We start from the raw sequence: 14330 nt of genomic DNA on the forward strand, positions 1-14330 counted from the left end.
AGTGGTTCGCACTTTCGGGGAAGAGGGAATTTTTCAAGTATGGCACCGTCTTACGATCCTTATCGTTTATCCAGCCCAACCGTTTATCTGATCAAAATGATCATTTTTTTGATCATTGTGGCGATGATTGCCATCATCCTCACCCCGCAGCTCACTGAAGCCTTCTGGTCAAATCCATTCATCAATTTGGTGATTTTGGGCGCACTTGCTGTTGGCATTGTGCTGAGCTTTATTCAAGTTATTCGCCTGTTCCCAGAGGTAAATTGGGTCAATGGATTGCAGGACGGAAATCCCAATTCTGGCCAACCCCGTTTGCTGATGCCAGTCGCTGCCATCTTGCGCGATCAACTGGGTGAAACCGTCATTACCCCGGCTTCCATGCGTTCCATTTTGGACTCGGTGGGCAACCGTTTGGACGAAGCCAAGGACACGTCTCGCTACCTCACTGGCCTGCTGGTTTTCCTTGGCCTTTTGGGCACATTCTACGGCTTGCTGCAAACAGTGAGCTCTGTGGGTGACGTAATCGCTTCACTCGACGTGACCAATGGCGATTCCGGCAATCTATTCTCCAATCTGAAAGATGGTCTTGAAGCACCATTGTCAGGCATGGGCACAGCCTTTGCGTCGTCCCTTTTCGGCCTCAGCGGATCGCTGATTTTGGGGTTCTTGGACCTTCAAGCGAGCCAGGCGCAAAACGCTTTTTACACTGACTTGGAAGATTGGATGTCCTCCATGACGGAGCTGGATCATCCAATGACCCAGATGCAAGCCAACCAAATGGGTGTTGATGGCGCCAGCATGCAAGCCATGGTGGAGCAATTGGGCGCAACCATGCAAAACTCATCCTCGTCCCAAAACGCTATTCGAGCCATGGCCGAGTTGGCACACGGGTTGGACGGCCTCACAAAATTGATCCGCAAACAGCAAGAAGATTTGCGCACGCACATCAATGATCAGGCTGAAAACAACGCACAAATGCGCAAATTGATCGATGCCTTGCTGCAATCTGTTGACGATGAACAGTCCGGTAAAAAAGACAAGGGCAAGGGAGACGCATAAATGGCTCTTTCTCGCTCACGTCGCCAAGCGCGGCAGGATTATTGGCCCGGCTTTGTGGATGCTATGGCCAGCCTGTTGCTCGTCATCATCTTCCTCTTGTCGGTCTTCATGCTGGCACAATTCTTTCTAAGCCAAGAAATTTTGGGCAAAGATAGCGCCCTCACCCGCCTCAATTCGCAAATTGCAGAGCTTACGGAACTTCTTCAGCTGGAACGCGCCAATAGCGACGATTTGGAAGCCACCATCGCCTCACTATCCGCCACTTTGGCGGGGGCCGAAAGCGACCGTGATCGCCTGCAAACACAATTGGACGGTCTTGGCGCAGGCGTATCTGATAAAGACGGACGCATCGCAGCTCTCACCAGTGAATTGGCCGAAGAGCGTGAAATTAGCGACGAAGCCGCCGCGCAGGTCGCCTTGCTCAATCAACAATTATCCGCATTGCGCTCGCAAATCGCTGCCCTAGAACAGGCGCTTGAAGCCAGCGAACAACGCGACGTAGAAAGCCGCACCCGGATCGCAGATTTGGGCCGCCGCCTCAATTTGGCGCTAGCACAACGAGTGCAAGATTTGTCACGCTATCGCTCAGATTTCTTTGGTCGTCTGCGTGAAATCCTAGCCGATCGGAGCGACATTCGCATTGAAGGCGACCGCTTTGTCTTCCAATCTGAAGTGTTGTTCAGCGCTGGCAGTGCCGACATTGCAGATGCAGGCTTGGACGATTTGAATGCACTAGCAGATGCCATCAAAGAATTGGAAAACGAAATTCCGCCTGAAATTCCGTGGGTGCTGCAAATTGGCGGGCATACGGATAAACGGCCAATCAACACGCCACGCTTCCCGTCAAACTGGGAACTTTCAGCCAGCCGGGCCATTTCGGTCGCCACCTATTTAGTCGATCAGGGCATCTCGCCCCAGCGTCTTGTCGCCGCTGGCTTTGGCGAATTCCAGCCCATCGAGGATGGCGACACCGAAGAAGCCTACCGCCGCAACCGCCGCATCGAATTCAAGCTGACAAACTAACCGCTCAGCCATTAAAACGCGAAAATCGTCACCACCGGACTTGATCCGGTGGTTCCAAGTCGCCATGCAAACCCAGCAATAACGCGTGGGGAACTCAGAAACACGGCGGCTAAAAAAATCTACTTCTGAAACTGAAGCTTCGCCAGCTCGGCGTAGCGACCGCCTTTAGCGATTAGCTCGTCATGCGTGCCTTCATCGATCACTTTGCCGCCTTCCATCACCACAATGCGGTCCGCATTCTTGATGGTTGCCAAGCGGTGCGCAATCACCAAGGTGGTGCGTCCCACCATCAAACGTTCCAGCGCTTCTTGCACCTTCGTTTCACTTTCCGCATCCAAGGCGCTGGTTGCTTCATCCAGTAGCAAAATGGGTGCATCTTTTAACAAGGCCCGTGCGATGGCCACGCGCTGCTTTTGACCGCCGGAAAGCATAACACCACGTTCGCCTACGATGGACTCATAACCATCCTCAAGCCGCGACACAAAATCATCGACCAGTGCAGCTTCCGCTGCCGCCTTCACTTCCGCATCACTCGCATCTGGTTTGCCGAAGCGGATATTGTCGGCAATGGTGCCTGAGAACATCACCGAGTCTTGTTCAACATAGGCGAAGCGACGGCGCAACTCTTGGAAGTCAGCCTGCCGCACATCGATGCCGTCAACTTTAACGCTACCGGCAGACGCATCGTAGAACCGCTGCAACAGTGAGAACAAGGTTGACTTACCTGCGCCCGACGCCCCCACCAACGCCACCGTTTCTCCTGGTTTCACCTGAAGGTTGATGCCGTTCAAAACAGGCTCGTCCTGCCGCGTTAAATAACGGAATTCTACATTCTCAAATGTGACAGTGCCCAATGGTGGCTTAGGCAAGGCCACTGGATTTTCAGGTGTTTCAATTGTTGGCTGTGTATCGAGGATCTCAGTAATCCGTTCGCTGGCACCAGCAACGGTTTGCAGCGTGCCCAAAATTTCAGAAATACCCGTCAGCGTGCCAGTTGCCAGCATCGCATAAATCAAAAACTGGCTGAGTTCGCCCACAGTAATTTGCTCGCCGATCACCAATTGGGTGCCCACCCAAACAAGCGCCACCAAGGCACTCGCGGTCAAGAACATCACAAAGGCAATCATGCCTGCGCGCACCAAAAGTCGCGCCACTTCAGATTGATAGCTGCCCTCAGCATAGCCGCCATATTCTGCATTGCGGTGTTCTTCTTGCGTAAAGGCTTTGATGGTCTTAATCGCGCCAAATGTCTCTGTCGCCATCGCTGCCAAATCGGCAATCTTATCTTGCTGGCGACGAGATAGATTGCGGATATAACGCCCAAGCCAAACGACCGGAAATACCAAAAGTGGAATCACCACAATCACCGTGGCTGCCAAATAGGGTGAGGTGATAAACATCATCAGCACCGCCCCGAACAACATGACGCTGGAACGCAACACCACCGGCAAGGCCGAATCGAGAGCGCCGCGCACAATGCCAACATCACTGGTAATCCGCGAAATAAGTTCACCGGTCCGGTTGGTGTCGAAAAAGGTGATGTCCAAATCTACCAAATGTTTAAACACAGCGCGCCGAATATCTGTGATCACGCGCATGCCGATCACGGAGATAAAATAAAACCGTGCAGCGGACGCAACAGACAAAACGGCGGCAATTGCCACAATACCGAAGGAATATTGATTGATGGCCTCAAGGTTTTGCGCAACAAAACCTTCGTCAATAATGTCGCCAATCAGAGCTGGGATGGTCAGCGACGCAATAGCCGCAACCAGCAAGAACAATGCTGTAAGCCCCAATCGAACCGGATATCGCAAAACAAATGGCAACAATGCCCTTAACGGCTTAACGCCTTTCACCGACTTGCGTTCGGAAAGAACAATCTTTTTCAAACGCTCATCCATCGGCTTTTCTGCCGTTGTGTTTTGTTCGTTCATATTCGGGATCTCTTTTTTGCTGTGCGCTTAAAAATAGGGATTGGCGCGACCAACATCAATAGCAGAAGTGCCAAAGCCGCAATTGGCGCAAACTCACACTTGCGCCAAATCCATTCTTGATATAGAACGCCCGGCAACGAAACGAATTTCGCGGGTCGCGCAACGCATGAATTGCGGCATGAATTGCATGATGACCTGCCTTTTACATTTTTGAAGGTAAGCAAAAGATGAAAAAAGATCTTCATCCAGATTATCACATGATCAAAGTGGTCATGACTGATGGCACCGAATATCAGACCCGTTCAACTTGGGGTTCTGAAGGCGACACAATGCAGTTGGATATCGATCCAAAAACACACCCAGCATGGACTGGTGGTTCAGGTCAGCTTCTTGACCGCGGTGGCCGTGTGTCTCGCTTTAAAGAAAAATTCAAAGGCATTTTGGGCTAAGCCTCAAAACACTTTGACGACAAATAAAAACCCGGCTTCTAGCCGGGTTTTTTATTTTCAACTTTTCAAATCTATCTAGCGCTGAAAAGCATCTTTCAGCCGCGCCAATTGATTGACCACTGGATTATCTGTTGGCCGCTTTTGCTCATCACGTTCCATCGCATCCAGCGCCAAAATGCGTTTATGCAATGCATTAGCGCGCTCAATCATGTCGCGCATACGGGCAGGCAACAGCTGCCAATCCAAAGTATCATCAGCAATGGCCATCGCGCTCAGCTCAACGCGGCGATCTTCATTTCGAGCATCATCCATTGAGATTTCGCCCTCTTTCACCGCCCGCCGCAACAACAACCAGCTGGCCAACTGCATCAAACGTGTGGTGAGTTGCATGCTTTGGCTGGCATAAAGCAGCGCGGCATCGCGCCCCAACGCCTTTGATTCTGCCCGCCCTTCTCCATCGAGATAGCCAGCAACTTCTTCCACCAAAGCCATGCCTTCGCGATAAAGTTGGTTAAACCCGCCTGATTGAACAAGCTTAGGCCCAAGTGATTGTGCGCCCGGCTCGATATCATTTTCGCTCACGCCAACACTCCCTTTATCTTTCGCAAATTCCCATTTGCCGCGCAGTATAAAGCCAAAGGCTTAACAAACAAACATGGCGGCATGCGGGCAAACCCGAACCCTGAAACTAGCCCTAAAAAGAAAAAAGAGCCGTCAAAGCGGCTCTCAAAGTTAACAGGGAGGCGTCAAACAGAGTGTAAAAACCGCTCTGCTAGATCCAGACCATGCTGGATAAAACTAAGTTAACCGGAAATGTTTAATGCAACCTTAATCGGAGTCATTTTTTTAACCTTACCAATTTGCCTTCCCTTAGGCTTAATCAATTTTCACCGCCAAAATGTTGAATAAACTTTTAGATATTTGGCCTAGAAAAAGCTCAGCGAGAGGGGCAACGCATGACGAGCTTAAAAAAAATTACGCCAAAATTGATTTGGGATAATGTGCGATCAGGTGATTGGATCACGGCAGAGCGCGTGCACATTGCCGCCATCATGGCCGTTATCGCTTATTTAGGTCTTTTGATCTTTGCCGTGTTCTTTCCAAGCCCCTTCAAAACACCAAATGGCGAATATCTGGTTTTAGACTTCAACAGCTTTTGGACAGCAGCGAAGCTTGCCCTTTCTGGCGACACGCTAACCCAATATTCCACTCAAGAATTTTTGGACCTACAGGTCGAATGGACCGAATATTCCGAAACCACTTTCGCGTTTTTCTATCCGCCCACATGGCTGCTCTATATCTTGCCATTTGGCCTGATGCCTCAGCCGATCTCTTATTTCGTTTTCAATCTAGTCGGCATCGCCATTGTTACCCTATTTGGGCGCGCGGTTTTTAAAAGCTGGCTGCACAGCTTAATGCTTTGCGCCCTCCCCGCGGCAATGAACTGTTTGCTACACGGCCAAAACGGTCTGCTGTCCGCTGCCCTGCTGGGCGGTGCCATGTTTGCCCTGCAACATCGCAAATTTGTGCTCGCTGGCATCTTTATTGGTCTATTGAGCTATAAACCTCAAATGGGATTAATCATCCCGCTCGCCCTCATTTTTGCGCGTCACTGGCAAACTTTTATCTCCGCTAGTGTCACCACACTTGCTGTCGCGGCAATCAGTTTGCTCGCCTTCGGTATAGACACGTGGATTGGCTTTTTTGAGCAATTGCCCATCGCCTCCTATGTGCTGCGCAACGATATTGTCGATTGGGAAAAAATGACATCCATCTATGCCGCTTTGCGGGTCTATGGCCTATCCGACACCATTGCCTGGGCCATTCAATCCATTGCAGCATTCTTGATTGTCGTTCTGCTCTTTTTCATCTGGCAACCGCTGCCAGCCACAAATCAAGACAAACCGATGAGCGATAACCAAATGGCGGTTCGCGCGACAACGCTCATTGCGGGCGGACTATTGTTCACGCCCTTTGCGCTGGCCTATGATTTTGCAATCTTGATGGTGCCTTTGGCATTTCTCATTAAAGCAGGCCAAAAAAATGGGTTCCTGCCCTATGAAAAAACCATACTCGCGCTCATCGTTATCTTTTCAAGTGTTGTGGCGCGATGGGCAGTTTCAACTGGCATGCCCATCGCCCCGCTCTTTCCACTGGCGCTGCTTTGGCTAGCATATCGCCGCCACAAGCTTGAACAGGTAAACAACACGGAAACGGCAGTCGCCTAACTGAATAACGAAGCAGCCACGCTTAGAAGCTGTTTTTCCTTATCTGGGTGCCCGATCATTTGGGCGCCAACTGGCAACCCTTCCGCTGTAAGACCAAGCGGCACTGTCACGACAGGAAACCCCAAAAGCGAGATCGCTCCAGTATAATATGTCAGCGCATCCATATATCCAATCCACTGCTGCCCAATCTCAAAGCTGTGATCATAATCCCGCACGCCATTTCGGTCTTGGCTAGGACTTACATGATGAAACGCCGCCATAGGCGTCACCGGCGTAATCACCACATCAAACTCATCGAACATTTCTATGCCTGATTTAATGAAGCGTTCTCGCCGTTTTAGTCCTGCTTCATATTGCAATTTTGAGCGTCCATAGCCGTGATAAATCTGCGCCAAAAAGTCTGGCGAACGTTGCGCTGAATCACCACCAAACATCCGTGCCATTTGCCGCACGGCCCATGGCAACAAACCCCCGGTTTCATACCCCATAAGAAACGCAAATTCTTGGCGCCGTTCCTGCGCAAACAAATCCTGTTGTAACGCCCCAAAACGCACCTTTTGGACATCTTGCGCCTCACGCCATGTCGAAAATATACTCGCCACATCAGCGCACAATGGATGTTTTTGCGCATCAACGCCCCACCCGATCTTTATCGGTTTTACCGCGTCAAAGCCTAAAGGTTCAGGCAAGGTCGTTGCCCCGCGCATGAATTGATAGACAATCCAAAGATCATCTGCATGGCGCCCAATAACACCCGGCCGCGCAAAATGATCCAACTTTCGGGTCTCTCCCAGCAACATGCCTTGGTTTGAAAACTGGCCATCCGTTGGCATCAAACTCATCACGCCACAAAAGCTTGCCGGGATACGTAAGGAGCCTGAAAGGTCGGCACCAATATCAACAAGGCTCATCCCCGAGGCAACGGCCGCCGCGCCGCCACCCGAGCTGCCGCCTGAGGTGCGCGTTAAATCATAGGGATTGTTGGTGCGGTGCCCCGCCCCATCTACTGTTTGGAAATCCATGGCGAAAGGCGGTAAATTTGTACGACCAATAATCTTCGCACCATTTTTGCGCAATGCCGCAATTGCGGGCGCATCGCTTACACTCTTTGCCTTGGTCGGTTGACCAGTTCCAAAGCCCGAACGCGTGCCTGCAATATGAAACTGATCTTTAAAGCTAATGGGCAATCCCGCCAGCGGCCCACTCTGCAGCACTGGCAAATCTTCGAAAACGCAAAACGCACCGATTTGATCATCAATTTCGGCGCGCCGTTGCGTCAATTGTGCAGCTATTTCATCAAAGCGTGTCTTACTATTCGACAGTTCAGCGGTGAATAGTTTGCGTATTGTCGGCAGATTTGGGTGGTCAGTCAGCACGGTTATGTCAGCTCCTTAAAAGCCGTCACGCTAAGACGCTGGTTCATCCCTGTCTTTGACCGAACTTGCTATTTCGCCTCACCGATCAAAAGTTGAAAATCGACTCGGCCGCATCCTTGCTGTTCTTCTTATCCGCAATCGCTTTTTCAAGCCGCGTAATTTCCACCTTCAAAGCGTCAATCCGCTCACCCAACTCGTCAATCGAGATGTCATCCAACGGCGCACCAAGCTCATGCACTGCACCTTTTTTGGCAGATGGTGAAACCTCTTCGTCCATTTGCCGTTCTCCTTAAACCTGTTAGCGTCTAATTCGCTTCAATCGTAAATTTGATTCAGGCCAATCTAAAGGAAATTCTTTATGAGCGACAATGAAACGATGCGTGCCATCAAAATTGACAATCCGGGCGGCCCTGATGCCCTTGTGGCAGACAATGTGGCTAAGCCCTATGCCCACCCCGGCCAATTGCTCATCAAAGTAAAAGCCGCGGGGATAAATCGGCCCGACATTTTACAACGCATGGGGCTGTATCCAGCGCCAGAGGGCGCTTCACCCCTGCCCGGTTTGGAAGTGTCTGGCATTGTGGAAGATATTGGCCGCACCACAGACCAAGCGCCCACATCCCTTCAGGTCGGCGACGAGGTGGTGGCGCTCACAAATGGCGGTGGTTATGCCGAATATGTCAGCGTGCCCTGGGGACAAGTTCTGCCTAAGCCAAAAGGCTGGAACTTTATTGAAGCGGCCACCATTCCTGAAACCTTCTTCACCGTGCAGCAGACCCTAATTGATCGCGCCAACCCCACCTCTAAAGACTGGGTTTTGGTTCATGGTGGCGCAGGCGGCATTGGCGCCACGGCCATCCAACTGGCCAAACTGACTGGCGCAAAAGTGTTGGCCACCGCGTCCTCAGCAGAAAAATGCGCCTATTGCAGCCAAATGGGTGCTGATGTGGCGATCAACTATCTGGAAGAGGACTTTGTGGAACGCACCAAAGCCGAAACAGGCAAAGGTGCAAACATCATCGTAGACTTTATTGGCGGCGATTATGTGGATCGCAACTTACGCGCGGCGGCACCGGACGCGACCATCATTCAATTGGCCAATTTGGCGGGGCGTGAAGCCAATGTCACCATGGGCCTTGTGGTGGCAAAGCGCCTGACCATTTTTGGCTCAACGCTTAGGGCACAACCAGATGGCGTGAAAGCGCGTATTGCCCATCATCTGATGGAACAAGTCTGGCCCGCCATGGAAAATGGCACAATCCAAAAACCCTCAATTCAAAGTTTCAAGTTGGAAGAAGCTGCCAAAGCGCATGAAGCCATGGATGCTCAGGGCCAAATGGGCAAGATTGTGTTGGAGGTTAGCTAGGCGCAAAAAAGCCAATTGGGTACGATTAACAAAATGTGATTGCAACAAACCGGCCAAATCATTATAAAAGAGGCAATCCCCCATATTTTCAGCTTGAAAGGGGCGTGCAAATCTAAACCGGTTTGCACCCAAAGGAAGATATTATGGCAACTACACTTTTAATGCCCAAAGCAACTGCCGTTTGGCTGGTCGACAATACTGGCCTCACCTTTGATCAGATTGCCCATTTCTGCAGCCTGCACCCGCTTGAAGTGCAAGGTATCGCTGATGGCGATGTGGCCGGCGGCATTAAGGGCGCAAACCCTGTGCAAATGGGGCAATTGACCCGCGAAGAAATCGAAAAAGGGGAAAGTGACCCTAATTATCGGTTGCAGCTTTCTGGCCCTAAAACAATTGTGGCCAAGCAAAAGCGCCGCGGTCCGCGCTATACGCCTGTATCAAAACGCCAAGAAAAGCCAAATGCGATCCTGTGGTTGGTGCGCAATCACCCTGAATTGAAAGATGCACAGATTATGCGTCTTGTTGGCACAACCAAGCCAACAATTGAATCTGTACGTGAGCGGACACACTGGAATGCGCCAAACCAAACACCTGCAGATCCTGTAACTTTGGGCCTGTGTACCCAAGTGGAATTGGACATGGAAGTGCGCAAAGCCGCGAAAGATCGTCCGGCTGAGGAAACTCGTGTTGAAGAATCTGGCTTGTTGACCGCTGAAGAAGCAATGGCACGGGCATCAGATCAAATCAGCGTTAAAGAAGACTTCTTCGATCCGTCCAACTCGGACCAGCCAAAAACTGAAGAAGAGCCTGAATATGACGTCGATAGCGTTTTCGGCAGCCTAAGCAGCTTGAAGTCTGAAGACGACGACGATCAAAATTCTTAAAAATATCATTGAAAACAACACCGGGTTCGCCGCATCATATCTCTAAGGTGATTTGGAGATTTATATGGCGAACCCGGTGCTTTTTGTGATTGCCCACCCCGATTTAGGCCAATCGCGGGCCAACCGACATTTTGCCGCCAGTGCCAAGTCGATCGAAGGCGTTGATGTCCTCGATCTGTATAAGGTCTATCCCGATATGTTTGTGGATGGCAGCCATGAGCGCCACCGCATAGACGGCAAATCAACCATCGTTCTGCAATTCCCCATTTATTGGTACGCCGCTCCCGGTTTGTTAAAAGAGTGGATTGACCGCACTTTTTCTTACGGCTGGGCCTATGGCACCAACGGTAACGCCCTTAAAGGCAAAAATTTGTTGCTCTCCATCGCCACAGGATCAGAAGAAAAAGCATATGGTCCAGAGGGCGTGCACCATCATCCGCTGGATGAGTTTTTGTTGCCCTACAAACAAACCGCCCGCTTCTGCGGCATGAATTGGCTTGATCCGCTGGTCTATTATCATGCGCGTGCCAGCGAAAAAGACCATCTCATCGCCCACGGCGAAAAGTTGAAGTCGCGGCTGAGCGAACTGGTCCACGCAGCCTCTAAGCAGGAGATGTCTCATGGAGCATAGTTTCTTACTCGCCTGCTTCATCTTCCTGTCCGCCGCCGTCATTGTGGTGCCCTTTGCCAAAGCCACCGGCCTCGGCTCTGTGCTGGGCTATTTGCTTGCGGGCATCATTATTGGCCCATATGGCCTTGGTTTTGTCACCGACCCGGAAACCATCCTCCACTTCTCTGAGTTTGGCGTGGTGATGATGCTGTTTTTGATCGGGCTGGAATTGCAAGTGCGCGAGCTTTGGTCCATGCGCAACAAGCTGTTTGGCTTGGGCTTGCCACAAGTTTTGATCACCGCACTTGTGCTGGCCATCATCGGCTATCTCGCATCTATGCCTTGGCAATCTGCCGTGATCATGGGCCTGGGCCTTGCTCTTTCCTCCACCGCGATTGTGCTCAAAATCATTGAAGAACGCGGCATTATGGCCACCAACACAGGTCGATCCGCCTTTTCAGTACTGTTGCTGCAAGATATTGCGGTTATCCCAATTTTGGCGATCATTCCCCTGCTGGCGCTCCCCGAACTGGCAGGCCACGCCCCAACTGATGATGGCCACGGCCCCGCTGCTGCGACGGAAGGCGGATGGCAAGTTGCCGCCAAAACAGCACTTGTTTTTGCGTCCATGTATCTTTCTGGCCGTTATTTGTTGCGCCCGGTCATGCGCTTTATCGCTAAAAGCGGCGTGCGCGAAATCTTTACCGCCCTGTCCTTGCTGCTGGTTGTTGCCGCGGCATTGCTGATGGAATGGATCAATGTTTCCGCCGCGCTTGGTGCTTTTATGGTGGGCATGATTTTGGCCGACAGCGAATATAGACATGAACTAGAAAGCGACATTGAGCCCTTTAAAGGTCTTCTGCTCGGCCTATTCTTCATTTCAGTTGGCATGAGCGTTGAATTCTCAGTTCTGCTCAACAATCCTCTGCTTATCGCCAGCATGGTCGCTGGTCTCGCGTTGATCAAATTGATCATCCTGTGGGGGTTGGGCACCATATTCCGGTTTCACATTGCTGATCGCATGCTATTTGCCATTATTCTGGCGCAAGGCGGTGAATTCGGCTTTGTGCTTTTCCAATTCGCCACAGCATCGGGCGCGCTGTTGCCAGAGCATGCAGATTTGCTGAACGTGACAGTGGCCATTTCCATGGTCATCACACCAATCTTGATTCTGATTTATGATCGGCTGCTGGCTCCCAAAATGGTGCGCGACACCCAAACAGAGCGCGAGCCGGACGACATTTCTGTGCGCAACCGCGTGATTGTTTTGGGCTATGGTCGCTTTGGCCAAATCGTAACCCGCCTTATCACCGCTCAAGGCTTTGAGGCCACATTGATTGACCATGACCCAGAGCAAATTGATCTCGTGAAACGCTTCGACACAAAAGTGTTTTTTGGCGATGCCCGTCGCACCGATTTGTTAGCCGCCGCTGGGGCCCATGAAGCACAAATCCTCATCATCGCGATCCACAATCCAAACACGGTGACTGAAATCGCCGCCATGGTGAAAAAGCACTTCCCGCACATCACTATTCTAGCACGTGCGCGAGATCGCAATCACGCCCATGAATTGATGGGCGTCGGCGTAACAGATTTTGTGCGCGACACATTCCACTCCGGCTTGCAATTGGGCATCAAAGCACTTGTTGCGTTGGGATATGAAGAACATCGTGCCTATCGCCTCGCAAAAACCTTTGCGCGCCACGATATCAAAATGCTGCACGAAGCCTATGAGATTAAGGATGACGAAGAAGCCATGATCGGCCATGCCCGCACGGCGAAAGAATTGCTGGCGCAAGTTATGGAATCCGATTTGGTGGACTTAGACCCTGCCAACGCAACCAACTGGACATCAGACAAAAATCCGGATGATATAGAGCGCGAAAATAAAGCCCGCTCTCAGGAATAAACTCATTTGACCTTTTTCGATATCGACCCACACCTTTATTTGGTGGCGGCATGCGCCATCTTTATGGTCTCTTTGTCCAAATCCGGATTGATCAGTGCGCTTGGTATTGTGGGCGTGCCCATGTTGACGCTGGTGATGCCAGCACGCGAGGCCGCTGGCATGATGTTGCCGCTGCTGCTGTTTATGGACGCCATCGGGCTTGTGGCCCTCCGCAAACAAGTCTCTTGGCCCAACCTGCGCATTCTGTTGCCCGCGGCCATCATTGGCATTGTATTGGGATGGGTGTTTTACGCAGTCATTACAGAAGCAATGGTGCGGCTTATGATTGGCATCATCACCATCATCTTTTGTTTAGATGCATGGCTGCCTTTGCGTAAAGCGCTCACCGGCCTGCCTCCGTCAAAGCCTTGGGGGTATTTCTGGGGTTCGCTGGCAGGCTTTACAAGCTTTGTCAGCCACACAGGCGGCCCGCCATTCCAAATTTACATGTTGCCCCAACGTCTAACACCGGTCATCTATGCCGGTACCACCGTCATCTTTTTCACCACAGTAAATGCAGTCAAACTTGTGCCCTATGCAGCGCTAGGGCAACTTTCTGTAAGCAATCTAACATTGGCGCTCAGCCTGCTGCCGGTGGCGGCGATTGGCATGGCCATCGGTATTTTCCTAGTCAAACGGATCAACGCGACCTTGTTCTATCACATCGCCTACATCTTTGCGTTTATTCTGGGGTTAAAGCTATTGTTCGATGGAATAACTGCCTTCATATAGGCCGAGTAGACAAACAAAAAGGCCGCGGGACGCCCCGTGGCCTTCATTCATCCAAATACTTTAAAATTATTGGACTTTCACTTACACGAACTATTGACGCGTTTGCGCCTGCAACCTCGACATTTCGTCTTTCAGCTCAAGCTTTTTGCGCTTCAACATACCGATCTTAAGTTCGTCCAGTGCCGGTCGTTGCATCTCTTGGTGGATCTGCTCATCTAGTGAAGCATGCCGCCGCTCGAGCGCGTTGAGGTGGGAAGTTGTGGTCATGAAGTCTTCCTTTCTCTCGTATGAACAAAGGAAGTGTGACAAAAAAATGAAGGTCTGTCCAATGGCATTTTTGTGGCGATTTTGCTCAAATTTTTCCACATTTGTTAAAACTCAGTGCAATTGATTGAAATATGAGGTAAAATGCCTCGGTATTGCGTAACACCGAACAGACGGTCATTCTGTAATGATGCATTTAACCACCGAACAAAAAGCAAAAATGGGCGCTGAATTGGCGATGAAACGCCAAGAGCACAAAGATTTGGATGCATCCATCAATGCCCTTTTGGCCACGAATTGCCAAGATGCGATGATGTTGCAGCGGTTGAAAAAGAAGAAACTCGCAATCAAAGACCGCATCATTTACCTCGAACAATTCGTGCTGCCGGACATTATTGCCTAAAGTCTAGCCCGAACTTCGCCGCCAAAGCTTGCCAAATAGCCATTATTGGGC

Annotated in this window: 15 protein-coding genes; 10 read left to right on the forward strand and 5 right to left on the reverse strand. The window is 50.9% G+C overall.

Features of this window, described 5'->3' with window-relative positions; translation table 11 throughout:
• Positions 1-39 precede the first annotated feature (39 nt).
• Together ATL17_RS06915 and ATL17_RS06920 are read left to right on the forward strand one after the other, a co-directional pair.
• Complete coding sequence (locus tag ATL17_RS06915; protein WP_133572010.1) at positions 40-1059, forward strand: flagellar motor protein MotA; 1020 nt, start codon at positions 40-42, stop codon at positions 1057-1059.
• On the forward strand, positions 1060-2082 hold the full coding sequence (locus ATL17_RS06920) for a peptidoglycan -binding protein (protein ID WP_133572011.1): 1023 nt from the start codon (positions 1060-1062) through the stop codon (positions 2080-2082). It abuts the gene before it with no gap.
• 119 nt (positions 2083-2201) lie between these two features.
• On the opposite strand, the gene ATL17_RS06925 is transcribed toward ATL17_RS06920, so the two are convergent.
• The gene (locus ATL17_RS06925) at positions 2202-4019 is read right to left on the reverse strand and encodes an ABC transporter transmembrane domain-containing protein (RefSeq protein ID WP_246028638.1); all 1818 of its coding nucleotides are present in this window, start codon (positions 4017-4019) and stop codon (positions 2202-2204) included.
• Between the two features lie 227 nt (positions 4020-4246).
• On the opposite strand from ATL17_RS06925, the gene rpmE reads away from it, so the two are divergent.
• On the forward strand, positions 4247-4468 hold the full coding sequence (gene rpmE, locus ATL17_RS06930) for a 50S ribosomal protein L31 (RefSeq protein WP_027834988.1): 222 nt from the start codon (positions 4247-4249) through the stop codon (positions 4466-4468).
• A gap of 75 nt (positions 4469-4543) precedes the next feature.
• Here the strand turns inward: rpmE and rcdA are convergent, their stop codons facing one another.
• A complete protein-coding gene (rcdA, locus tag ATL17_RS06935; protein WP_246028639.1) occupies positions 4544-5050 on the reverse strand; it encodes a protease adaptor protein RcdA in 507 nt (168 codons plus the stop codon).
• A gap of 374 nt (positions 5051-5424) precedes the next feature.
• On the opposite strand from rcdA, the gene ATL17_RS06940 reads away from it, so the two are divergent.
• Entirely contained in the window at positions 5425-6696 is a 1272-nt protein-coding gene (locus ATL17_RS06940) for a glycosyltransferase family 87 protein (protein WP_133572012.1), read from the forward strand.
• Here the strand turns inward: ATL17_RS06940 and ATL17_RS06945 are convergent.
• Positions 6693-8072 carry an amidase gene (locus ATL17_RS06945; RefSeq protein ID WP_133572013.1) on the reverse strand — a complete coding sequence of 460 codons (1380 nt, stop codon included), beginning with the start codon at positions 8070-8072 and terminating at the stop codon, positions 6693-6695. The genes ATL17_RS06940 and ATL17_RS06945 overlap by 4 nt on opposite strands.
• Positions 8073-8157: 85 nt before the next feature.
• Positions 8158-8349 (reverse strand): DUF1192 domain-containing protein, encoded by a 192-nt coding sequence (locus tag ATL17_RS06950; protein WP_133572014.1) that lies wholly within the window; start codon positions 8347-8349, stop codon positions 8158-8160.
• An 81-nt stretch (positions 8350-8430) separates the two neighbouring features.
• Here ATL17_RS06950 and ATL17_RS06955 point away from each other — a divergent pair, with 81 nt between their 5' ends.
• The 5 genes from ATL17_RS06955 (at position 8431) to ATL17_RS06975 (ending at position 13612) form a co-directional block, all read left to right on the forward strand.
• Entirely contained in the window at positions 8431-9438 is a 1008-nt protein-coding gene (locus tag ATL17_RS06955; RefSeq protein WP_133572015.1) for an NAD(P)H-quinone oxidoreductase, read from the forward strand.
• Positions 9439-9581: 143 nt separating this feature from the next.
• Complete coding sequence (locus ATL17_RS06960; protein WP_133572016.1) at positions 9582-10322, forward strand: DUF1013 domain-containing protein; 741 nt, start codon at positions 9582-9584, stop codon at positions 10320-10322.
• 64 nt (positions 10323-10386) lie between these two features.
• Entirely contained in the window at positions 10387-10953 is a 567-nt protein-coding gene (locus ATL17_RS06965; protein WP_133572017.1) for an NAD(P)H-dependent oxidoreductase, read from the forward strand.
• Complete coding sequence (locus ATL17_RS06970; protein ID WP_133572018.1) at positions 10943-12841, forward strand: monovalent cation:proton antiporter-2 (CPA2) family protein; 1899 nt, start codon at positions 10943-10945, stop codon at positions 12839-12841. Before ATL17_RS06965 ends, ATL17_RS06970 begins: the two co-directional genes overlap by 11 nt.
• A gap of 6 nt (positions 12842-12847) precedes the next feature.
• Complete coding sequence (locus ATL17_RS06975; RefSeq protein WP_133572019.1) at positions 12848-13612, forward strand: sulfite exporter TauE/SafE family protein; 765 nt, start codon at positions 12848-12850, stop codon at positions 13610-13612.
• Positions 13613-13702: 90 nt separating this feature from the next.
• Here ATL17_RS06975 and ATL17_RS06980 read toward each other — a convergent pair whose 3' ends face one another.
• Positions 13703-13879: a YdcH family protein gene (locus ATL17_RS06980; protein ID WP_133572020.1), complete on the reverse strand. Its 177-nt coding sequence runs from the start codon at positions 13877-13879 to the stop codon at positions 13703-13705.
• Positions 13880-14063: 184 nt separating this feature from the next.
• On the opposite strand from ATL17_RS06980, the gene ATL17_RS06985 reads away from it, so the two are divergent.
• Entirely contained in the window at positions 14064-14279 is a 216-nt protein-coding gene (locus tag ATL17_RS06985; protein WP_342775930.1) for a YdcH family protein, read from the forward strand.
• Positions 14280-14330 lie beyond the last annotated feature (51 nt).

This window comes from Maritalea mobilis (genome assembly GCF_004363175.1).
Lineage (GTDB): Bacteria > Pseudomonadota > Alphaproteobacteria > Rhizobiales > Devosiaceae > Maritalea > Maritalea mobilis.